Below are 19,876 nucleotides of genomic sequence, written 5' to 3'. Positions count from 1 at the left end.
CTGATACAACAGCTTTTCTATGTATAGGGGTAGTGTTTCTTTTGCGCTTGGGGCATCTTCAGATCAGCTGCACCAGCCAGATAATCGAATGGGCTGCAGGCAAAAGCACAGCCTGACCAAGCAAGGTTCCCAGGAACCTCGAACCCATCAGGAGGACATATATTTTGCCCAGCTGATCCCGGGAATCCGCATTTTCAGTAGCCTTATGGGTGATAATGCCAAGCTGAGGGTCGATGAAGATGGTCAGCATGATGGTAGCAAGACCATTGATCAACCCTGATGCCTGGGAGGCTGTTGTACTGAAAGCTGGTACCAGATGCGCCGCCATCAATGAAGACAGCACACCGACCGTATAAAATCCGGTAACAAATATATTCATGACAATAAAGCGCTTCGGAATGCCCAGATAACGGAAGCTGCGCAGCTTCACTTTGGGCTTGCGGATGTACTTGCGGGTGTTCTTAAGCTGACTGATCGTCACACTGGTCAGCAGCTTGGGTATGGAGCCTTCAATCTCCAGCTTGGAGATAATTCTGCCGGACAGCCCCACGAAGGTGGGGAATAAGGTAATAGCAAGCAATGTACCCAGTGAGGAGGCCAGCATGATGATCCGCAGATAATTTTCCAAAGGAAAGGTGTGATCAATCTTGGCAAGATCAACAAATTTGGCAGTAAGGGGGGCTTGAACCATATTGGCCGTTCTGGACACCAGCACGATGATTCCGGTCAGGGATAATGCAATGGCAATCTTGTTCAGCTTCACACCGGCAAAGCGCACCGAATAAGACAACGTTTCGGCTGTGTGAATGATCATGGTCAGCACGCACACTATGATTAGGTTATTCGTCATTAGGGGATCTCATCTCCATATCTGGCAGCATCTCCCTAAATATATATTCTTTAACCTCTATAATCCAGAAGCAATTTTGTAAGATTTATAGAATAGTTTATGGAATCACTTCATCACAGAAATGCCTGCTCTGCTTGTTAGTTACTTATCCTGGTGTATCATGCGGGGCGAACAAATGCGGTCCAGCGCATAAACGGACATTATCCCTGCCGTATACCGCAGAAGATCAATCCAAAGAAACCCTTTTCCGAGAATCAATCCCCCAAGCACAGAATCACGAACCACGTTGATCCATTCACTCTGATAAAGCTGGCTAAATTCAATCCCGAAACTGAAACACAGGCTCAGGACCAGTGACAGCCATCGTTGCCGCCGGGTAAACAGTACACGACAAATAAAATAAATCATTGATGCCCACAGCGCATCTCCCAGATGCTTGGCGGCAAACGGTGGCAGCCAGTCACCACATACTCTGGAGCTGAGCCCCAGTATAATGCATATAAGTACAGCATAGCCGTATACAATTTTGGCTCTCACTACTTTCATCCCCATAATCAAAATGACGGGTATTATTCGAAAATGACCCGTTCCTCAGCAGAATCCCGTTTAAAAATCTCCGGTGGGAATGGGATGGCCAGTCCAGGTAGTTTTTCTTCGCTGAAAAACACCAGCTCCTCCGCCTCCCCGTCGATACCTCGGAGCATTCCCTTGACGATAGAGCATTCAAACACAATAACCGAATATTGAACCCGGTCACCATTGTTGTACTCATATGTAAACTTCTCTCCGCCGAATACCCCGATGATCCGAAGCGGGTTCACCATCAGTCCTGTCTCTTCATATACCTCCCTGCGCAGTGCCCTGGACGGTGTCTCTCCTGGTTCAATGGCACCTGCAGGCAACCCCCACAGCTGTTCCCCACCCTTGCGGAGCAGAAGAACCGCACCTTCCTCATTTCTAATAATTGCCGCGACAGACGGCACCATTAACAGTTCACTCCCAACCTTCTCCCGTAGACCCCGGTAATACTCGGTTATTGGCATAGTATCCCTCCTGTTTGTGGATTAGCAATATTTTATCCGCTGCGGTTCTAAATCACTTTTATCGTTCACCCTTGCGGAAAGAAATTACGGTGATTTTCTCATTCTTCGCATGGCCGTCGCAGTCTGACAATTCAACCTTGTAAAATCCAGCAGCCTCAGCAAGTCCGATTGCCCTGCATACATATTCCGTTTTCCCAGCACTTACGGCCATGCCGTCTCTGGAATTGTCCACGATCCAGTGGATCACTTTACCGTCGTTATAGAAATCATGAATAAATGGTCCGCTATTGTGGACTTCTCTCACTATATTTGACAACATTAGCATGTATTCCTTGTCTCCACAAACAGCAAAGGGACATTATCGGCCCGAAGGCTGACAATGTCCCTTGATCTCTATATTCATTCGCATACTGCTACACGCAAGTTTTAGCCTTCCCCAAGCTCCATCACTTTCGAACCACGCCGCCAGGTTCGGCAGGTCCAGAGCAGATCAGCAGTAAGCATCAAAGCCATGAGCGGCAGCAACAGCATCCATATTGCAGATATAGGCTGATACAGCATCTCTACAAGCGGCTGCAGACCATAAATACATATAGTCGCCAGCCCCCACCAGTATAATGAGAATTTCAGACAGATATGCCCCCGCAATTGATAGGCCATACCCGAGTAATCCCACCACTGCTTATGAAAAGCATACTTCAGCAGCCAGCCGCTGGCATACTCGACAGCGGAAGGGATGATAAAAGCCAGAGCAATTAGGAGCGGCAACGGAAGGCTAAGGTCCTTAAGCGCCACCAGCAGCAACGGTGCGAAACCATACATTGGCTTGAAGGGCCCCTTGAGAAAACCCTCCTTGCGAAAAGCCCCCTGGCTATAGAGATTATAGCTTCCTTCCAGCACCCAACCCAAAAAAGAATACAGCATAAAATAGAAAAAATATTCTCCCGCCAGCATCACACCAGGGGAATCTCCCAGCGAAAGCAGCTGTGATATCGAAATGGTTCCCGCCCCCACCCTGTTTTAGGTTTTATTGGGAAGTAGTATGCCCGGTACGGGACGGGAACCATCAAGGTAATTTTTGGTTATTTTAGGCAAAACCAGTTGGGAAGGCTTCAAACCCTTTCCGCCGGTTTAAGCTGCTTTCCGTTTGTATGCGCGTACCGCAAATAAATATGCAACCATCAGTATCCCTAAGCACCACGCAAGAGCAACCCAGATATCATTGCCTACCGGCTGACTTGACAATAGAGCACGGATGGTTTCGACGATAGAGGTCACCGGCTGGTTTTCGGCAAAGGCGCGTACGGCTGAAGGCATCGTTTCGGTCGGCACAAAGGCCGAGCTTATAAACGGCAGGAAGATAAGCGGATAGGAAAATGCGCTAGCCCCTTCCACCGATTTCGCGGACAGTCCCGCAATCGCCGCAACCCAAGTCAACGCCAGCGTAAACAATATAAGTATACCAGTTACGGCGAGCCAGGGCAGGACCCCTGCCGATGAGCGAAAGCCCATAAGGAGTGCTACGAGAATGATGACGACAAGAGAAATGACGTTGGATACCAGCGAGGTTAGCACGTGCCCCCACAACACGGCGGAACGCGCAATTGGCATGGAGTGGAACCGCTCAATGATGCCCCTCTGCTTATCCAGAAACAGGCGGTAAGCCGTATAGGATATCCCGCTAGCAATCGCAATGAGCAGGATACCGGGCAACAGGTAGTTCACATAATTATCCGTACCGGTTTGGATGGCGCCGCCAAATACATAGACAAACAGCAGCATCATCGCAATCGGAGTAATGCAGACCGTGATGATAGTGTCCATGCTGCGGAAAATATGACGCATAGAACGTCCAAGCATAACGCTCATGTCGCTGAAAAAGTAATTATTCATGGTTACTTACCTCCCTTTTCCCGATGATCGCGAGGAAGATCTCCTCCAATGAAGGTTGTTTTTCCACATACTCCACCTTTGCGGGCGGGAAGAGCTTCTTCAGTTCCTCAAGTGTGCCACCTGCTATAATTCTGCCCTCATGCAAAATGGCAATCTGATCGGCAAGCTGTTCAGCCTCATCCAAATACTGAGTGGTCAGGAATACCGTCGTGCCACCGTCCGACAGCTCCTTGACCATCTTCCATGCCTCAATACGTGCCTCGGGGTCAAGCCCTGTCGTCGGCTCGTCGAGGAAAATAAGCTGCGGGTTTCCGATCAGGCTCATGGCAATGTCTAACCTCCGGCGCATACCGCCCGAATAGGTGGAAGCCCTGCGGTTGGCGGCCTCAGTCAAGCTGAAGCGTATCAGCAGATCGTCAGCCACTTGACGCGGATTGGGGAGGTGTCGCAGTTTGGCGATCATGATAAGATTTTCCCGCCCGGTCAATATTTCGTCCACGGCGGCAAATTGCCCGGTCAGACTGATCGCATGCCGTACGTTCTCGGGATCTGACGCAACGTCAAATCCGTTAACGGTGGCAGTGCCTCCATCCTGTTTGAGCAGCGTAGTAAGGATACTGACAATCGTCGTTTTGCCCGCGCCGTTAGAGCCGAGCAGGGCGAAAATCTCACCCCGCTTCACTTCAAAATCGATGCCCTTAAGGACTTCTGTACCCTTAAAGGATTTTCGCAGACTTTTCACCTCAATTGCTTTTCCCATCCCGGTATCCCCCTTTTATTTTATTTTATCCGTCCACTTTTTCATCGCCTTGTTCACTTCCTGGTCAGCAGGTTCCTGGTAGATGTCGGCATAGGTTTTTGAATCTTTGATTAGATCGTCGCAGAAAGCGGCTACGTCATTGCCAGTCACTTGGAGCACGCCTTTTCCCAAGGCCGCACCCTCTTCAAAAAGATCGACAATCCCCGAAAGCAGCCCCGTATCTTCGGTTAATTCGACAGGACCGACCTTAAAGTAATATCGTTGAATCTCTTTATAAACAATCTGATAATCCTTAGGGAGCGCTTTGACACGCGCCACGTGCGCCCGCCACTCTTTTTTACCTTCGATGATATCCCGTATATTCATGGTATCCTCCTCCTATTCACGTAATTTTTTAGCGATATTGTTGTTGAGCTGCTCCCGCCATTTGTCGCGATAAGACTTTGCCTCTTCTTCACCGGCCAGCGCAGAACAGAAGCCTTTGATATCGTCACCCAAAACCTCTTGGACACTCTGACCGTCCGCCGCCGTTTCTTCAAGCAGGCCAAGCACACCGTCAAGAATCGGCATGAGGTTGCGACCGCTGAAATCGGAGTGCGTCCAAAGATTGGCTTTGATTTTCTCCCATGCCGCCTGATAATCAGCCGGCAGTTTTTGGGTTCGCGCTTCAAACATTTTGAATTCTTTAGTCATGTCGCTTCCGGTGATTTTTTCCCAAAAGTTCATTGTTTTCTCTCCTTTAACTCGTTAATTTTTGAGGATACGAACTCCCACTTTTCCCAGAACCTCTGAAGTTCCTCTCGCCCCGCATCGTTGATCGCAAAGAACTTTCGCGGCGGTCCCAGTTCGGAGGGCTTCTTGGTGATCTCCACCAGCTTATTTTTTTCAAGGCGGATCAGGATGGTGTACACCGTTCCCTCCACAACATCTGTGAAGCCGAGAGCGTTCAGCTGCCGCGTAATTTCGTAACCGTAAGTTTCTTTGCGGCTTATAATTTCAAGAACACAGCCTTCAAGCGACCCTTTGAGCATTTCCGTTAGATTTTCCAGCACAATCACTCCTTGCTATTCTGTACCACTGGTATGCAGTATTACTCACTACTGCTATAAAGTAACACGTAGTAGTTGAATTGTCAATAACGTTTGCTCTGAAACGGATTTGACATTCAATTATGCTGCCCGATAAGGAATAATAACAAAAAAAACATAACCCGCGGGTTATGTTTATCATTCTGGAAGCCTTCAAATACGCTCCCTATGGATTAGTTTTTGTCCTGCTGTTCCTTAAGCAGCTGTGTTAACGACTGTCCATCATGCTGCCTTCTTAGCGTCTCCAGCTTCATGTCGCTGCGTACGCCAAAGTCCGAACCGTACTTTTTCTCAAGGTTGCCTACAAGCGCGTCTCCGCGCTTTTGCCGATACCGTCCGTTCTCGTTCCGACTCCGCATTAACGATTCCTCCCCGCAAAATGGATTGCCCAGAGACCTGTGAAATCTGTAATGAACTGGAGAATGAAGGCATGACTTCGATGTACCTATTTTCAGTATACGTTATTAACCATTTGGTTCTCAATATGAATCCGTATCAAAAAAAACAGACTACCTTCGCGGGTAGTCTGTCAGAAGACAGCATGCTGCTTTAGTTCTTGGGGAGCGGATCAGGATGGGAGGTTTCCGCAGGTTTAGCTACCCAGTCATCGGCCTCCGGCTCAATGTCCACACCATTCTCCATCTTTTTGCGTTCCGCAAGGGAATCGCCTTGTTTGCTTTCTTTATTGCGGATGTCCGCTTCATTTTCGAGTTGATCTGACATGTGAAATCCTCCTTTGCATAATGCTTTGCAGGTTAATGGGTTACTTCAGTTATAGTTACCCATTGAACTGTTTTGCAAACATGCTTTCTGTGAAGATCAGGGATTCCGGTCTGCCATCCGGTCCTGCCAGCGCTCAACCAGAGCGTGCGACTCCTTCAGGGCAGCCTCACGGCCGTCAGCGGAAAAAGTCATGATGATGTCCCCCGCTGAACCTGTAGGCTCTCCTTTATTCAACAAGACATACAGTTCACTGTAGGAGCTCTGAACTGTGTATGAGGGACCGATCAACAAGCTCCAATGCTTATAGTCTCCGCTGGCAAACACCATTCCGATGACTGAAGAAGGATCGCCCTTCGCTTCCGCACAAGTCGCTAAGCCAAATTCAGGGGACAACCTGCATCTCTCCAGCACCTTGCCGTTTATTGTTATTTTACCTATGTAACTTTTGGATTTCTCATCAAATACTCCCTTGAGCAGCAGGGTCACAGGCTGAGAGTATTCCGGATTCTTCTCCTTGTAGGCAGTAACTGTAATCTCGCGGTCCACATGAAATACCTTGGGGGCACTGACAAAACCGTATACAATAATTCCCGTCAGGGCGAGGACAGCGATGATGCCGTATAGCCACTTTCTCACCTGTGCCACCTCCATATTCTGAAAAGAATAGCGCTCACGCACCATTTTTTAACCATATATGAAAGGTTATGGAGGGGCAAGGGTTTATTCGTAATACACTCTAAATACAATATCCTGCTCATAGTTTCCGAAGCCATGTCCGAACAGAGTTAATCCGCCTCGTCTTCGGGTGCTGTCCTCCGCGGTCAACCGGAAACTCCACTGATCCTGCTGCCAGCACACATCGTCCAGAGTCACTGCAGAAATCTGCTGTCCGTCTATGTAACTGCCGCCCTTATTGATCCTCAGCACCTTAAGCAGTCCATATTGATTCACCTCTGCATTCCACCAGGACGGGGTCAAGCGCCCCCGCATCATACCGAAGTCGCCGGGACTGGTCCACTTGCCTAATTCAACCCCGTTCAGGGTAAACGTTATATCCGAAGGCCATTTCTCGTTCACATGCGGAGCTTCCGAACCCATCTCCATCGAAATTTCAATTTCCTGCACCGTCTGATCCATAAAAAGATAATTTGGCACCTTGTACTCGACATAACCTTTGGCAAACCAGAGAATCCCGGCATCCACCCGTTCCGGGTCCAGAAAATAGCGCGGGTCATCATAATAGCCGATCAGTTTCTCCGTTGTGGCGATGCCGCATGTAGGTGCTGCCTGCAAATCCGTATATTGTCCGACGGGCACCGATACCTCCACTACTTTTCTGGAAATTCCGCGTGAGCCTGATAGCTTAATCTGTAAAAAATTTGCCGACAAGGAACAATATTTGTAGGTTCCGCTGCCGATTCTTTTCATTTGCGAGCTGACGATCCCGGCCCTTTGCAGCTTGGCGACATGAGAGCTTACGATCGCACTGCTCAGATAGAGGGTAGAAGCAAGCTCCTTGATATGCATTTCCCGGACACTAAGCAGATCAATTATCCGTAACCTTACTTCGCTGGCCAAGGCTTCATACACCTTTAGCGATTCAGCATTCGTTGTTAAGTACATATTCAGCAGCCTCCAAACCATAAGGATTAGCGAATTTATTAATCCTGAATTTTTATATTGCTAAGTATACCGGATGATTCGTATGATGTAATTAATAAAATTAATACTCAATTAATATTTATATTAATTCTGCAAAGGAGCAATTCATTTATGACTATTAAAGCATCTATGATTGTCGACAAAGACTTCCAGCTGGCAGAGGTTGACCCCCGCCTTTACGGTTCGTTCATCGAGCATCTAGGCCGGGCTGTATATGGAGGAATCTATGAACCCGGACACCCTACGGCAGACCAGAATGGATTTCGGCAAGATGTTCTGAATGCTGTCAAGGCACTGAATGTTCCGATTATCCGTTACCCGGGCGGTAACTTTGTCTCCGGCTATAATTGGGAAGATGGAGTTGGCCCCAAGTCAGAACGCAAGCAATCGCTGGAATTGGCCTGGTGGACCACCGAAACCAATCAAATGGGCACGAATGAATTCGCGGAATGGGCCAAGCTGGCGGGTTCCGAGGTCATGATGGCTGTGAATTTGGGCACCCGTGGCATTGATGCCGCCAGAAATCTGGTTGAATACTGCAATCATCCTTCCGGTTCCTATTGGAGCGACCTGCGGATCTCCCACGGGGTAGAAGCTCCTCACCGTTTCAAAACCTGGTGCCTCGGCAACGAAATGGACGGACCTTGGCAAATCGGGGCTAAAACCGCTGTAGAATACGGACGGCTTGCCAATGAAACCGCCAAAGCTATGCGCTGGGTGGACCCTTCGCTGGAGTTCGTTGCATGCGGAAGCTCGGGAAGTGATATGAGCACTTTTGCCGAATGGGAAGCAACCGTTCTCGATCTGACTTATGACAATGTGGATTTCCTGTCGCTGCATACCTACTACAACAATAATGTGGGTGACACCGCCAATTTCCTGGCCAAGTCACTGGATCTGGACCAGTTCATCGACAGCGTGGCAGCGATTTGCGATTATATCAAAGCGAAAAAGAAGAGCAAAAAGAAAATTTATCTGTCTTTGGATGAATGGAATGTGTGGAAATCACAGGGGTCAAGCCGGATGGAGACGCATTGGCAGGTTGCCCCGCCGGAATTTGAGGATGTCTATAATATGGAGGATGCGCTGGTTGTAGGCTGCTGCCTGATCAGCCTGCTGAAGCACGCGGACCGGGTGAAGATGGCTTGCATCGCCCAGCTGATCAATACCATTGCACCGATTTCGACTGAAAACGGAGGCCCGCTGTGGCTCCAGACCACCTACTATCCTTACATGCATGCTTCTCTTTACGGCCGGGGAACGGTGCTTCATCCGCTCATTTCCAGTCCGAAATATGATTCCAAGGATTTTACGGATGTCCCTTACCTGGAAGCAGTGAGTGTATATAACGAGGAGCTCAGCGAGATTACAGTTTTTGCTGTAAACCGCCATTTGACTGAAGGGATGGAGTTTACCGTGGATCTCCGCAGCTTCGGGAAGACTACAGTCATTCAGCATACCGTTATGGATCATGAAGATCTTCAGGCGGCAAATACCAAGGCAAGTCCGGGCAACGTGCTTCCGCATGACCGGGGAACAGCTTCGGCAGAGGACGGCCGTATCACCGCCCTGCTGTCCAAAGCTTCATGGAATGTAATCCGGCTCCGTGTAGAAAATTAAGAGGCAACTATAAGAGGCAACTTTTAGTGATTTTCCAGAGATTTTCCAGAGATTTTCCAGGGATTCTTTAGTGGAGCTTTAGTGGTACATGACCCAGGCCACTAAAGGCCCCACAATGGAACCTACGATGGCACAGACCGTCATAGCTACCGAGCTCATGGACACTGACTGCTCACCGTACTCCAGGGCTTTTGCTGTACCCAAGGCGTGAGAGGCAGTACCCAGGCCAATGCCGATACCGGATTCACTGCTGATTCTGAACAGCTTGATAATATAGGGTCCGCCAATGGCTCCGGTAAATCCGGCAATCATCACAAATACGGAGGTTAAGGACGAGTCACCGCCGAGGTTGCTGGAAATCTGGATCGCTACGGCTGTCGTAATGGATTTGGGCAATATCGAGAGCACATACAGTTTGGAAAAGCCCAGGCCCGCGGCCATCAGCAGTCCACTGAACATACCTACCAGCAGGCCGATAACCGTCCCGCCGAGAATGGCCGGAAGGTTCTGCCACAGCACATGGCGCTGCTTGTAGAGCGGATAGGCAAGAGATACAACTGCCGGCCCGAGCAGGCGGTTGATCCATTCTCCGCCGATCATATAGGTGTCATAGGAAATATGGAAGCCAAGCAGGAGAACTACTACTGTAAACGTCGCAGTCAGTGCCGGCAGAAGCACGGGTAGGCGAAACCTTTTGTAGAGCATGGACATGAACAGATAGATCCCAACATTCATCAGAACGAAGCCGGCAGCAAGCAAAATATTCATGCTTCGCTCCCCTTTTCGCGCACAACCGTAAGTTTGGTGGGGTTGCTGCGGGCTTCGCGGCGGCCCGTAATCCACTCGCTGGCATGCGCCGTCACAACCATGGTCAGTACACTGCTAATAACCAGTATGCCAATCATCAGAAGCCCGCGTCCGCTGAATATATCCAGGTGGTTCATAATTCCGGCAGTCGCCGGGATGAAGAACATCGGAAGATAGGCCAGAATGAACAAGGATCCTTCTTCAATCAGCTTCACTGGCACAATGTTGAACAGCAATAAAACAAAAAGAAGCAGCAACCCGACAATGCTGCCCGGTACCGGTAAATGCAGCAGTTTCTGCAAGTAATCTCCGGCAAGAAAGAATATGTACAATACTGCAACCTGGGCAATAATACGAATGATTTTCATACTGTAGGAATCCCTTCAATCTTGAGATGATAATCCGTTAAAAAGCTCACTTCAATAGACTATCAGAATTTTCAGCAAGTTTTCAATTCTTTTTCGAAGCTTTTATGTATTTTCAGGACTATCGCACACCAAAAAACTGCTTTGCAGGAAGGCACGTTGCAGAACGCAGCCGCCGGCAGAGCAGTTTTTTCCACTTAGAGCACATTTGACTATATAAGGTTTACACATTTATATTAGGAGATATATTATCACTTATGAAGTACACACATTATTATGATGTAGTATAAAAAATGATACTGAAGGAGTGGCACTGTTTATGCGTGACCGTAAAGGCGGATTCGGTGAATGTTCAGGGGACGATAAGACCGCCTGCCCTGTTGAGTTCACTCTTGACGTTATCGGCGGCAAATGGAAGGGTGTGCTGTTGTACCACATGATGGAGGATAAGAAACGGTTCAGTGAATTCCGCCGGATCTGTCCTGGAATCACCCAGCGCATGCTGACTCTGCAGCTGCGCGAGCTGGAAGAGGATGGCGTTGTCCACCGCGAAGTCTATCAGCAGGTTCCCCCAAAGGTGGAATACTCCCTGACGGAGTTTGGCCGCACGCTCATTCCTATTATCCGGCTAATGAAGGATTGGGGCGAAGAATATCAGAGCAAACAGCTCTCCAAAGAAAGCTGTCCGGTGGAGAGTGTGTGAGGTGCAGCTTTGGCTGCACCTTTTTTCATAACATCTATATCACGTACACGTAAAGGAATGAACAAGCTATGCAGCCTATGCCTCAATATGTGGGTTTATTATAAGGTTTCCTGTTCAAAAAATGCCTCTGACTTCTGACGGTGTTCATCGGTTACCTGTCCGGCTATTGCTCTTACCCCTGCCGCAATAATTGCCGCGTCATCGGTAAATCCCAGGCCAATCAGTGCATCCGGAATCGCATCAATGGGGGAAATGAAATAAGCCAGCGCCCCGAAGGCAATTCCTTTAGCCCACAAAGGGGTTTTGGCATCAATGGCACAGTAATACATGGCCACCGCGTCTTTGGTAAACGGGATTTTTCCGGCAAACTTTCGGGTCTTGCTCCAGAAGCCTTTTTTTCACAAGCTGTTCATTCTTCTCACTGTATGGGTAATTCTCCACTGCAAGTTCTGCAGGAAGCTTGCTACTGTCCTTCTCCTTCTCCATCTCCATCTGCGAGTTCCTCCTTTAATACTTAGACTGCCTTGCGTTCACCCGGAAAGAGCCTTTATTATAACATATAACCCGGAACGTTCCGTGTAAACAGTCGACAGACCCGAAATCATCCGATCAGCAAAGGAGCGTTATATGACTGCAAAAAAAGTAACCTGGCTGGAGCTCTTCTATGATCTTTTATTTGTAGCCGCCGTGTCCAAAGCCAGCCATGTGCTGTTACATGTAGAGGACGAAACGCTCTCACTTCCGACACTGGGCAAATTCGTGCTGATTTTTATCCCCATTTGGTGGGCCTGGGTGGGACAGACGCTATTTGTCAACCGCTATGGGCAGGATATTGTCTCTCACCGAATTTTTCTGATTATCCAACTATTCTTTGTGTTAATTATGACGGCCAGCCTGTCCTTGGATTTCGATCAGACCTATTATTCGTTTCTGATAGGCTACGTTGGCCTCCGTGCAATGACTGCAGTACAGTATCTTTTCGTTCGTTCCAAGGAGAATGGGCATCTGAGGGCGACCGCTCATTATTTGGGGACCCGTTTTTGGGTGGGGCTGGTGATTTCCGCCTGTTCCCTGTTCTTCGATTCCTGGGTCCGTTACCTGGTGCTGTACGCGGGGATCGCCCTCGACATTCTCCTGCCATTACTGGGACGAAAAATACTGGTCAAAACTCCGGCCAATACACATCATCTGCTGGAGCGTTTCTCCCTGTTTGCGCTGATTTTGCTCGGGGAATCTGTGGTCAGCATTCTGTCTGTGCTGCAGTCGAGCGTCTGGACCCTGCAATCTGTCGGCTTCGCAGCCCTGACCTTTGTTCTGATCATCGCCATGTGGTGGCAGTACTATGACAACCTGGAGAAAAAAGTGGATAAAAATGTCCATACCGCCGGACAGACGATCATTTACGGACATTTGTTCATCTTTCTGTCGCTATGTATGCTGGCTGCCTCGATCCAGCTGCTGTTCCTGAACAAGCTGCATTATGAACTGATGCTGAATCTGATCTTTGGCTCTGTACTACTCTATTTCGCTTCCACAACCATGGTCTTTCATGTCTACCGGCATAAGCAGCATCAGCTGGGAATCGTTCATCTGGGAGTGCTGACAGCGATCCTCGTCTGCTTTTACATTCTGGACGTGGTGGTTCATGTGTCGAATGTGATGATCATGGGAGAACTGGCGCTGTTCTTTGCCGTCTATGCCAAAATCACAACCTAAAGTCATGTCCTCCTTAACCGGTTAAATAGCTTCTCAAAAGACAAGGGGCGCCACAGCTACAGATGCTGTGGCGCCCCTTAGTGCTCACACTAACCTCTTCCCGTTCTAGCGTTCCGCCTGACCCAGATGCTTCTGCAAGAAGAGAACCTTCTGGCGGTTATGGTATTCACTCACTTCATGTCCAGAAAATGGATAGTCCATAATCTGCTTATCCGTCTCCAAGCGGTTGTAAGCGGCATATACGGTTTCGGGCATGCATACCGCATCCTTCCAGCCGACAGAGATAAGAACCGGAGCCGTGATCCGCGGTGCCAGGTTCACGATATCGAAGTAAGCAAGCGTATCCAGCACCTGCTCAAGATGCTCAGGATACCTTCTTACATAAGCGCCGATTTCCGTAAGGGAGCTGGTTGAATTCAGCACGCCGAAATCCAGCCGGCACAGGTTGGGAATATCTGCGGCCACAGCGGCGACCCGGGTACTTAGTGCACCTGCCAGCAGTGCAATCCCCCCGCCCTGGCTGCTGCCCGTAATCGCAATACGCGACGGGTCTACTCCCGGAAGCTGTGCCGCCGTTTCCAAAGCCCTGACGGTATCCATAGCGACCCCCATATAATAGGAGCGTTCCTTCTCCAGAAGACCCTGGGTAATCCAGCCCTTTACCACACCGCTCTCCATCGGCAGCCGGTTGCCGGTCTCTCCAAGCTGTCCCCTTACATCCACGGCCAGAACGGAATAGCCTAACAGCACCCAGGAGGCGTACCGCTCCGGATATCCTCTATCACCGGTATAACCGGGGAACGTAACGATACAAGGACGCCGCTCCCCGCTCTCTCCAGCCTGTGCAGGCTGAATATGCCACGCATTGACCCTCGTATCGTCAAAGCTCTGAAAGCTGACTTTGTCCACCCGCATTCCCGGATACGGCGTCGCTTCAGGAACTGAAATCATATCCAGAGGTTTGCCCGCATACTCCGCAAGGATGCCATCCCAAAATTCATTGACTTTCCCCAGTTCCAAAGTCGGTTCAGGCCGGCAGTTCTCCAGTTCCTGTTTGCGCTGCTCTATCGTGTTCATTACATTCTCTCCTATTCTGTCAGCGCTTTACCATTGCAAGTAACTGAAAGCGCTATTAATATAAAGCTAATACTAATACAAATCCATATTTTTCAAAAGGAGTTGTTTTTCATCCGTTACGGAACTTTAGCCCACACCGCAGGCTGTCTGCCGCTTAAAGAGCTTACAGCTGTGCTTCAAGATTACGGAATCAGTTTTGTCCAGTTGGCTTTGTCCAAAGCCATACAGGATATCGACACCTCTACCGGAAAGCTTAGTCCGGGGCTTGCCAATTATATCGGCGAACAGTTCGACCGGGCGGGTATCCGTATCGGTGTGCTTGGCTGTTACATCAATCCGATTCATCCCGACCCGTCTATCCGCCGGCAGGAGATCGAACGGTTCAAGGAGCATTTGCGGTATGCCCGGCTGTTCGGCGCACCGATGGTCGCTACGGAGACCGGTGAGTTAACCACTTTTGCAGAATTTGAGCCCCACCGGTATGAGGAACTGGGCTGGGAGACCCTCCGGTCCACCGTTCTGGAACTGGCCGAGGAAGCAGAAAAATGGGGAGTGTTCCTTGGGCTTGAGCCTGTAAGAACCCATACCTTATCCACTCCGGCCAAAATGCGCCGGATTCTCGACGAGGTCCCCTCCAGCTCCATAGGCGTAGTCTTTGATCCCTGCAACCTGATCGGAGATCAAGTAGAGCAGCAGGATGAGATCGTAGACGAAGCATTCAGCCTGTTCGGAGACCGGATCATCCTTGCCCATCTGAAAGATATGTATGCCGAGGGTGCCCGTATCCGTCATGGTCAGCCCGGCCGGGGATTATTCCATACGGCAGAGTTCCTGAATAAGCTCCAGGCCCGCAAGCCGATGATCGATGTCTCGCTTGAGGATATTCAAGGCCCGGAAGTCCGCAAGACAGTAGCCCTGCTGCAGAGCCTGAGCAGGCATCCCTCCTAATGCTTCCAGTTCAGTAGCTGTCTGCATTCTCTTCTTAATGTCGGCTGAAGAATTAGTACCTTCAGACCTGGTACTTTTCAGTTTCCGCTGAATAAAATAGTATACATAATCTGTATTCGCTATTTTGCAGCTTCATTGTAGAAGGGAAGAGATCATCGATGAGGTTTACGTTCCCCATTCTAACCTTGTGCCATGGCGGGGCGCAGCGCATGCTGGTAGAACTCACCAACGGGCTCACCGCCCGGGGCCATGAAGTCGTGATCCTCATGCCTTCCGGTGGCGACATCTCCTATAATGTCCACTCCCAGGTGCTGCGTACGGATCATACGGTGCTGAGAGAGTCCGATTTTCCCGTCAGTGATATGATCGTATCCAATTTCTATACGACTGTCCCGGTATCGGAGGCTGCAAGTCAAAAGGGTAAAGGCATGCATATCCGTCTATCTTTATGTTACGAACCGCTTTTTCTGCCGGAGAACGAGGTATCTTTCCCAACCTATCATATCACTGACAAGCTGCTTGTATTATCCCGGTGGCAGCAGGAATTAATAGCGCTGAGCCATGGCATAACCGGGAGCATTGTACCTATAGGCATCAGTACGGCGTTTCGCAACCAGCATATCCGCCATATGCTGCAGGAGCCGCTCAATATTACGGCCATCCTGCGCAAGGAAGAGAATGGATTTGCCTCGCACCGTGAGCAGGACTATCTGGTGAAACAGCTTGACATCGTCAAACATAATGCACCACAGGTGAACATCAACTTCATCTGTCCGCCGGATGAATTCTATAGCTCGGTATCCTTGCAGCAGATGAATGACGGTGGAAAATACCGCTTTTTCACCCCAAAGAATGATGAAGAGCTCTGTTATCATTATAACGGAGCTGATATTTTTGTCAGCGCCAGCGCCTTCGATGCCGGTTCTCTCCCAGGACTGGAAGCCATGCGCTGCGGGGCTGCTCTGGTATCCGTATACTCCGGGGGGAATCTCCAGTATGCCCGTCACGGTGATAATTGCCTGCTCTCGTACCGCTATGAGAACCGGCTCGCTCAGGATGTGGTGCGCCTGATCTATGACACTCCGCTCAGAACCCGTTTAGCAGAACAAGGGGAAGCTGATTCCTTGGCCTGGACCTGGGATAACAGTGTAACTAGTCTGGAGCAGGCGGTAATGCGGTTTGTACAGGATATTCCCCAGAATGAGTCAACCCGAACTCCATTATTGCGCCGATTGGCCGGCTATAAATTGCACAAAGGCCAGTAGCCAAATTAAAATGCAGCAGCTGCGTCCGGTTTCACGGATTTCGCAGCTGCTTGTTTGGCGTAACCCGTGACGTTTATACATAGGCAATGCCTTCATGAATGGTTTACACTAAGATTAAGTACAATATAGTTTCGGAGGTGAGACCATGCATAGGAATGAAGGTCGTTTGACAGCTGCAGGGTTTGAGTATAAATATATGGTTAGCGGAGACTCCATCTCGAAAGGTGTAGTCTATGATGAAGGCAGAAGCAAATATGTTATCCTGGAGGATAACTACGTCTCACTGCTGCAAGGGAAGCTGAAGGGAGCATTGCGCAACACCGCCAGGTTTGGCAATACGCTGCTCAAAGGCTTCGGGAATCTGAAACGGGATGTGCTGAAGGAGAAGCCGGATATGGTGCTCATTGAATACGGGGGGAATGACTGCGATTTCAACTGGCAGGACATTGTAAGTCATCCGGAGGCCGAGCATAATCCCAAGACCGATTTCACGGCATTCGAAAGTATGCTCCGGGATATGATCGACTTCCTGAGAAATCAAGGGATCATGCCGATTCTAATGAGCCTGCCACCTCTAAATGCAGATAACTATTTCAAATGGGTCAGCGGAAACAATCCGGCTTCGGAAGAGAGCATTTTGAAATTCCTCGGCAGTGTCACGAAGATCTACTGGTGGCAGGAAAGATACAATTCCACAATCATCAAGGTCGCGGAGAGTACGAAGACGAAAATTATTGATGTCCGCGGCGCATTCCTACAGCAGCCGGATTATACGGAATTCATCTGCCGCGACGGGATTCATCCGAACCGGGCAGGACACCGCATTATCTATGACAAGGTTCTGGAGTTCATCTCCAGCAGCGAACCTCAGCTCCTGCTGGACAGCAAGGGACAGGCTCTGCACAGCCATTAGAAAAACCATAGACAAGGCCCGGCCCGCAGCATAATCGAATATGCTGCGGTTTTTTTTGCGTTCAGGAACGTTTACGGTACACTCCGGGAGCTACACCGTATCGTTCACGAAAAACTCTATGAAAATAAGTATAACTGCCAAAGCCCGTTTCCTCCGCAATCCGCTCCAGCGTATAGTTGCTGTTGTCCATCAGCTGCAGGGCCATCGCCAGGCGGATTTGCCCGGTGTACTGCATAATCGAATAGCCAAACTTCGCTTTGAACAGATGAACCGCCCGGGTGACACTGACACCTGCGTGGCGCGCAACATCCTCCAGCCTGATCAGCGAAGTGGCATGCTCTTCTATGTAATTCTTCATCTTCAATCCGAGCAGCAGCGATGCCGACGGACCCACGGGCGCTTCGGCAATTGCGCGGTCCAGCAGAAGGCAAAGTGCTTGGAACAGGGCTTCGAGAATTTCCGGGCTGCCTCCGTCCAGCCGCCGTTTCTCCAGAATCAACTGCTTCCAGACGCTCTGCAGCTTGCCGTCCTCAGCGATTCGCGTCTTCTTGGCCCGCTCCTGCTTGTTCCACCAGTGGTCCACCCACTCCCCCGTGCACATGACGTAATAATCCGCGCTGAAACCCAGCGGACTCTCCTTCTCGCCTATTCTCAGATCGTATACTTCACCGGGACGGAACAGCAGCAGGTCTCCGGGAAGCACGGTAACCATCTCACCATCAATTAGCGCCTCCGACTCCCCCTCGGCCTGAAGCCTTATGATATAAGTATCCAGTCCCTCACGGAAGGGTTGCCAGAAGGGCTGGATATGCCGGGAGAAGGAGCTGAGGTGAATATGAACACCGGGTGATTCCATGGTCTTCCTCCTTTCAGTTATAAGCCTAACGACCAGATCGTTGAGGTTCTTAACCATATAGTTTCTTCAAATACCACTAGAATACCTTCTATAATCAAGAAGAAACGGCGATGCCGTCCTAAATCAAAAATCAACAACACTTTCAGGAGGTTCTGCACAGTTATGACTATAACCCATTCAACCGTTCGCGTCATTCAGACAGCCAAGGAGACCGGAGACCGGTTAACCGAACTGGAGGCTCTGGCCTTTCAGCCGGATTCCGCAGAGAAGGAAAATGAGCTCATTAATATTTATGAGGATCTGGAATACCAGGTCATCGAGGGGTTCGGCGGAGCATTGACCGAAGCTTCAGCTGTAACTCTGGCCAAGCTCAGTCCAGGGAAGCAGCAGGAGATCATCGATGCCTATTTTCACCCCGAACATGGGATCGGTTACACCCTGTGCCGTTCACATATCCAGAGCTGTGACTTCTCCAAAGGTAACTATGCATATGTCGATGGTACCGACCCTGAGCTCTCCTCCTTCAATATTTCCAGAGATCAGGAATCGATCCTGCCGCTGATTCAGCGGGCAGCTTCTTCTGTCGGTGACAGCTTCCGGCTGTTCTCCTCCCCGTGGAGTCCTCCGGCATTCATGAAAACCAATGGTGAAATGAATAACGGTGGCAAGCTGAAGCCGGAGTACAGACAAGCCTGGGCAAATCTGTTCGTGAAATACATCCAGTCCTATGCTGAAGCAGGAATCGATATTTGGGCGGTCAGCGTGCAGAATGAAGCCAAGGCTGCACAGATCTGGGACTCTTGTATTTACACTGCTGAAGAGGAAAAGGATTTCGTGCGCGATGAACTCGGCCCTGCCTTAGAAGCAGCCGGCTTGTCCCATGTCAAAGTTTTGGTCTGGGATCACAATAAGGAACGCGTGTATGAGCGGGCGAAAACCGCTTTTGAAGATCAGGCCGCTTCCAAGTACATTTGGGGCATTTGCTTCCACTGGTATTCCGGTGATCATTTTGAAGCGCTCAGTGCCGTTCATGACCGTTTCCCGGACAAAAAGCTGTTCTTCAGCGAAGGCTGCCAGGAAGGCGGCGTTCAACTTGGCTCCTGGAATACAGGAGAACGTTATGGTCATGACATCATCGGCAACCTGAATCATTGGATGTCCTGCTGGACCGACTGGAATATCGTCCTGGATGAACAAGGAGGTCCGAACCATGTAGGCAACTTCTGCGATGCTCCAATTATCGGGGACACCACCAAAGATGAAGTTATTTACGAGAGCTCCTACTACTACATCGGCCATTTCAGTAAATATATCCGTCCAGGCGCAATCCGGGTCGGCAGCTCCAAATATACCGACAAATTGGAGACCACCGCCTTCCGCAATCCGGACGGAACCTATGCTGTTATTGTGCTGAACCGCACGGACAGCCAATTGCCGTTCACGCTACGGTTCAAGGGTGAGCTGGCTGAGAACATTATCCCGGCTCACGCGATTCAAACACTGCTATTCCAGTAAAGCAGAACAATCCCACTTGAGGCCTGATCTCAAGTGGGATTTGTGTGTTTGGGGAAATCGGCAGCCAGGTTG

Annotated in this window: 27 protein-coding genes; 7 read left to right on the top strand and 20 right to left on the bottom strand. The window is 49.7% G+C overall.

Annotation, left to right across the window (positions count from 1 at the left end; genetic code table 11):
* Positions 1–58: 58 nt before the first annotated feature.
* From A3844_RS05890 to A3844_RS05830, 14 genes are all read right to left on the bottom strand, one after another.
* The gene (locus A3844_RS05890; protein ID WP_074106878.1) at positions 59–850 is read right to left on the bottom strand and encodes a lipid II flippase Amj family protein; all 792 of its coding nucleotides are present in this window, start codon (positions 848–850) and stop codon (positions 59–61) included.
* A gap of 141 nt (positions 851–991) precedes the next feature.
* Complete coding sequence (locus A3844_RS05885) at positions 992–1,396, bottom strand: ribosomal maturation YjgA family protein (protein ID WP_074106901.1); 405 nt, start codon at positions 1,394–1,396, stop codon at positions 992–994.
* Positions 1,397–1,419: 23 nt separating this feature from the next.
* On the bottom strand, positions 1,420–1,893 hold the full coding sequence (locus tag A3844_RS05880) for an NUDIX domain-containing protein (RefSeq protein WP_074106877.1): 474 nt from the start codon (positions 1,891–1,893) through the stop codon (positions 1,420–1,422).
* Positions 1,894–1,951: 58 nt separating this feature from the next.
* Positions 1,952–2,212, bottom strand: a complete 261-nt coding sequence (locus A3844_RS05875; RefSeq protein WP_167374636.1) for a hypothetical protein — start codon at positions 2,210–2,212, stop codon at positions 1,952–1,954.
* A gap of 107 nt (positions 2,213–2,319) precedes the next feature.
* Complete coding sequence (locus tag A3844_RS05870) at positions 2,320–2,847, bottom strand: putative ABC transporter permease (RefSeq protein WP_074106900.1); 528 nt, start codon at positions 2,845–2,847, stop codon at positions 2,320–2,322.
* 177 nt (positions 2,848–3,024) lie between these two features.
* Complete coding sequence (locus A3844_RS05865) at positions 3,025–3,786, bottom strand: ABC transporter permease (protein ID WP_074085207.1); 762 nt, start codon at positions 3,784–3,786, stop codon at positions 3,025–3,027.
* Entirely contained in the window at positions 3,779–4,546 is a 768-nt protein-coding gene (locus A3844_RS05860; protein ID WP_074106875.1) for an ABC transporter ATP-binding protein, read from the bottom strand. Before A3844_RS05860 ends, A3844_RS05865 begins: the two co-directional genes overlap by 8 nt.
* A 15-nt stretch (positions 4,547–4,561) precedes the next feature.
* Positions 4,562–4,912 (bottom strand): DUF1048 domain-containing protein, encoded by a 351-nt coding sequence (locus A3844_RS05855; RefSeq protein WP_074085205.1) that lies wholly within the window; start codon positions 4,910–4,912, stop codon positions 4,562–4,564.
* A gap of 12 nt (positions 4,913–4,924) precedes the next feature.
* Positions 4,925–5,272, bottom strand: coding sequence for a DUF1048 domain-containing protein (locus tag A3844_RS05850; protein WP_074106874.1), 348 nt, complete (start codon positions 5,270–5,272; stop codon positions 4,925–4,927).
* Complete coding sequence (locus A3844_RS05845; protein ID WP_279629243.1) at positions 5,269–5,577, bottom strand: PadR family transcriptional regulator; 309 nt, start codon at positions 5,575–5,577, stop codon at positions 5,269–5,271. The genes A3844_RS05850 and A3844_RS05845 overlap by 4 nt, the downstream gene beginning before the upstream one ends.
* A 230-nt stretch (positions 5,578–5,807) precedes the next feature.
* The gene (locus tag A3844_RS05840) at positions 5,808–5,993 is read right to left on the bottom strand and encodes a hypothetical protein (RefSeq protein ID WP_074085202.1); all 186 of its coding nucleotides are present in this window, start codon (positions 5,991–5,993) and stop codon (positions 5,808–5,810) included.
* 190 nt (positions 5,994–6,183) lie between these two features.
* Positions 6,184–6,357 carry a hypothetical protein gene (locus A3844_RS32700; RefSeq protein WP_167374635.1) on the bottom strand — a complete coding sequence of 58 codons (174 nt, stop codon included), beginning with the start codon at positions 6,355–6,357 and terminating at the stop codon, positions 6,184–6,186.
* A 96-nt stretch (positions 6,358–6,453) separates the two neighbouring features.
* Positions 6,454–6,993: a hypothetical protein gene (locus A3844_RS05835; RefSeq protein WP_074106873.1), complete on the bottom strand. Its 540-nt coding sequence runs from the start codon at positions 6,991–6,993 to the stop codon at positions 6,454–6,456.
* A gap of 84 nt (positions 6,994–7,077) precedes the next feature.
* Positions 7,078–7,980, bottom strand: a complete 903-nt coding sequence (locus A3844_RS05830) for an ArsR/SmtB family transcription factor (RefSeq protein WP_074085200.1) — start codon at positions 7,978–7,980, stop codon at positions 7,078–7,080.
* Positions 7,981–8,130: 150 nt separating this feature from the next.
* Here A3844_RS05830 and arfA point away from each other — a divergent pair, with 150 nt between their 5' ends.
* Positions 8,131–9,639 carry an arabinosylfuranosidase ArfA gene (gene arfA / locus A3844_RS05825; RefSeq protein WP_074106872.1) on the top strand — a complete coding sequence of 503 codons (1,509 nt, stop codon included), beginning with the start codon at positions 8,131–8,133 and terminating at the stop codon, positions 9,637–9,639.
* A gap of 78 nt (positions 9,640–9,717) precedes the next feature.
* Here arfA and A3844_RS05820 read toward each other — a convergent pair whose 3' ends face one another.
* Positions 9,718–10,407 carry an LrgB family protein gene (locus A3844_RS05820; protein WP_074106871.1) on the bottom strand — a complete coding sequence of 230 codons (690 nt, stop codon included), beginning with the start codon at positions 10,405–10,407 and terminating at the stop codon, positions 9,718–9,720.
* Positions 10,404–10,814, bottom strand: a complete 411-nt coding sequence (locus A3844_RS05815) for a CidA/LrgA family protein (RefSeq protein WP_074103671.1) — start codon at positions 10,812–10,814, stop codon at positions 10,404–10,406. The genes A3844_RS05820 and A3844_RS05815 overlap by 4 nt, the downstream gene beginning before the upstream one ends.
* Before the next feature lie 316 nt (positions 10,815–11,130).
* On the opposite strand from A3844_RS05815, the gene A3844_RS05810 reads away from it, so the two are divergent.
* Complete coding sequence (locus A3844_RS05810; protein WP_074106870.1) at positions 11,131–11,514, top strand: winged helix-turn-helix transcriptional regulator; 384 nt, start codon at positions 11,131–11,133, stop codon at positions 11,512–11,514.
* 98 nt (positions 11,515–11,612) lie between these two features.
* On the opposite strand, the gene A3844_RS33030 is transcribed toward A3844_RS05810, so the two are convergent.
* Complete coding sequence (locus tag A3844_RS33030; protein WP_208619402.1) at positions 11,613–11,843, bottom strand: YkvA family protein; 231 nt, start codon at positions 11,841–11,843, stop codon at positions 11,613–11,615.
* The gene (locus A3844_RS33025; protein WP_208619401.1) at positions 11,824–12,006 is read right to left on the bottom strand and encodes a hypothetical protein; all 183 of its coding nucleotides are present in this window, start codon (positions 12,004–12,006) and stop codon (positions 11,824–11,826) included. The genes A3844_RS33030 and A3844_RS33025 overlap by 20 nt, the downstream gene beginning before the upstream one ends.
* 135 nt (positions 12,007–12,141) lie before the next feature.
* Between A3844_RS33025 and A3844_RS05800 the strand changes: the two genes are divergently transcribed.
* The gene (locus A3844_RS05800) at positions 12,142–13,230 is read left to right on the top strand and encodes a low temperature requirement protein A (RefSeq protein ID WP_074106869.1); all 1,089 of its coding nucleotides are present in this window, start codon (positions 12,142–12,144) and stop codon (positions 13,228–13,230) included.
* Positions 13,231–13,335: 105 nt separating this feature from the next.
* Here A3844_RS05800 and A3844_RS05795 read toward each other — a convergent pair whose 3' ends face one another.
* Positions 13,336–14,307: an acetylxylan esterase gene (locus A3844_RS05795; RefSeq protein ID WP_074106868.1), complete on the bottom strand. Its 972-nt coding sequence runs from the start codon at positions 14,305–14,307 to the stop codon at positions 13,336–13,338.
* 171 nt (positions 14,308–14,478) lie between these two features.
* Between A3844_RS05795 and A3844_RS05790 the strand changes: the two genes are divergently transcribed.
* The 3 genes from A3844_RS05790 (at position 14,479) to A3844_RS05780 (ending at position 17,433) form a co-directional block, all read left to right on the top strand.
* A complete protein-coding gene (locus A3844_RS05790; protein ID WP_244169701.1) occupies positions 14,479–15,255 on the top strand; it encodes a sugar phosphate isomerase/epimerase family protein in 777 nt (258 codons plus the stop codon).
* A 158-nt stretch (positions 15,256–15,413) separates the two neighbouring features.
* Positions 15,414–16,520 carry a glycosyltransferase family 4 protein gene (locus A3844_RS05785; protein ID WP_083606708.1) on the top strand — a complete coding sequence of 369 codons (1,107 nt, stop codon included), beginning with the start codon at positions 15,414–15,416 and terminating at the stop codon, positions 16,518–16,520.
* A 145-nt stretch (positions 16,521–16,665) separates the two neighbouring features.
* On the top strand, positions 16,666–17,433 hold the full coding sequence (locus A3844_RS05780) for an SGNH/GDSL hydrolase family protein (protein WP_074085192.1): 768 nt from the start codon (positions 16,666–16,668) through the stop codon (positions 17,431–17,433).
* A gap of 61 nt (positions 17,434–17,494) precedes the next feature.
* Here the strand turns inward: A3844_RS05780 and A3844_RS05775 are convergent, their stop codons facing one another.
* On the bottom strand, positions 17,495–18,289 hold the full coding sequence (locus A3844_RS05775) for an AraC family transcriptional regulator (RefSeq protein WP_074085191.1): 795 nt from the start codon (positions 18,287–18,289) through the stop codon (positions 17,495–17,497).
* Between the two features lie 162 nt (positions 18,290–18,451).
* Between A3844_RS05775 and A3844_RS05770 the strand changes: the two genes are divergently transcribed.
* Positions 18,452–19,804, top strand: a complete 1,353-nt coding sequence (locus A3844_RS05770) for a glycoside hydrolase family 30 protein (RefSeq protein ID WP_074106867.1) — start codon at positions 18,452–18,454, stop codon at positions 19,802–19,804.
* Positions 19,805–19,876: the final 72 nt, after the last annotated feature.

Source organism: Paenibacillus helianthi, assembly GCF_001909055.1.
Classification (GTDB): domain Bacteria; phylum Bacillota; class Bacilli; order Paenibacillales; family Paenibacillaceae; genus Paenibacillus_AQ; species Paenibacillus_AQ helianthi.
This window is presented reverse-complemented; position numbering and strand designations above follow the sequence as displayed.

Coding starts and splice junctions, on each gene's coding strand:
- A3844_RS05800 (WP_074106869.1), top strand. CDS start 12,142: ATGACTGCAAAAAAAGTAACCTGGCTGGAGCTCTTCTATGATCTTTTA.
- A3844_RS05850 (WP_074106874.1), bottom strand. CDS start 5,272: ATGAACTTTTGGGAAAAAATCACCGGAAGCGACATGACTAAAGAATTC.
- A3844_RS05780 (WP_074085192.1), top strand. CDS start 16,666: ATGCATAGGAATGAAGGTCGTTTGACAGCTGCAGGGTTTGAGTATAAA.
- A3844_RS05775 (WP_074085191.1), bottom strand. CDS start 18,289: ATGGAATCACCCGGTGTTCATATTCACCTCAGCTCCTTCTCCCGGCAT.
- A3844_RS05840 (WP_074085202.1), bottom strand. CDS start 5,993: ATGCGGAGTCGGAACGAGAACGGACGGTATCGGCAAAAGCGCGGAGAC.
- A3844_RS05785 (WP_083606708.1), top strand. CDS start 15,414: ATGAGGTTTACGTTCCCCATTCTAACCTTGTGCCATGGCGGGGCGCAG.
- A3844_RS05890 (WP_074106878.1), bottom strand. CDS start 850: ATGACGAATAACCTAATCATAGTGTGCGTGCTGACCATGATCATTCAC.
- A3844_RS05820 (WP_074106871.1), bottom strand. CDS start 10,407: ATGAATATTTTGCTTGCTGCCGGCTTCGTTCTGATGAATGTTGGGATC.
- A3844_RS05845 (WP_279629243.1), bottom strand. CDS start 5,577: ATGCTCAAAGGGTCGCTTGAAGGCTGTGTTCTTGAAATTATAAGCCGC.
- A3844_RS32700 (WP_167374635.1), bottom strand. CDS start 6,357: ATGTCAGATCAACTCGAAAATGAAGCGGACATCCGCAATAAAGAAAGC.
- A3844_RS05870 (WP_074106900.1), bottom strand. CDS start 2,847: ATGCTGGCGGGAGAATATTTTTTCTATTTTATGCTGTATTCTTTTTTG.
- A3844_RS05875 (WP_167374636.1), bottom strand. CDS start 2,212: ATGTTGTCAAATATAGTGAGAGAAGTCCACAATAGCGGACCATTTATT.
- A3844_RS33025 (WP_208619401.1), bottom strand. CDS start 12,006: ATGGAGATGGAGAAGGAGAAGGACAGTAGCAAGCTTCCTGCAGAACTT.
- A3844_RS05880 (WP_074106877.1), bottom strand. CDS start 1,893: ATGCCAATAACCGAGTATTACCGGGGTCTACGGGAGAAGGTTGGGAGT.
- A3844_RS05810 (WP_074106870.1), top strand. CDS start 11,131: ATGCGTGACCGTAAAGGCGGATTCGGTGAATGTTCAGGGGACGATAAG.
- A3844_RS05815 (WP_074103671.1), bottom strand. CDS start 10,814: ATGAAAATCATTCGTATTATTGCCCAGGTTGCAGTATTGTACATATTC.
- A3844_RS05860 (WP_074106875.1), bottom strand. CDS start 4,546: ATGGGAAAAGCAATTGAGGTGAAAAGTCTGCGAAAATCCTTTAAGGGT.
- A3844_RS33030 (WP_208619402.1), bottom strand. CDS start 11,843: ATGTATTACTGTGCCATTGATGCCAAAACCCCTTTGTGGGCTAAAGGA.
- arfA (WP_074106872.1), top strand. CDS start 8,131: ATGACTATTAAAGCATCTATGATTGTCGACAAAGACTTCCAGCTGGCA.
- A3844_RS05855 (WP_074085205.1), bottom strand. CDS start 4,912: ATGAATATACGGGATATCATCGAAGGTAAAAAAGAGTGGCGGGCGCAC.
- A3844_RS05770 (WP_074106867.1), top strand. CDS start 18,452: ATGACTATAACCCATTCAACCGTTCGCGTCATTCAGACAGCCAAGGAG.
- A3844_RS05795 (WP_074106868.1), bottom strand. CDS start 14,307: ATGAACACGATAGAGCAGCGCAAACAGGAACTGGAGAACTGCCGGCCT.
- A3844_RS05830 (WP_074085200.1), bottom strand. CDS start 7,980: ATGTACTTAACAACGAATGCTGAATCGCTAAAGGTGTATGAAGCCTTG.
- A3844_RS05885 (WP_074106901.1), bottom strand. CDS start 1,396: ATGAAAGTAGTGAGAGCCAAAATTGTATACGGCTATGCTGTACTTATA.
- A3844_RS05865 (WP_074085207.1), bottom strand. CDS start 3,786: ATGAATAATTACTTTTTCAGCGACATGAGCGTTATGCTTGGACGTTCT.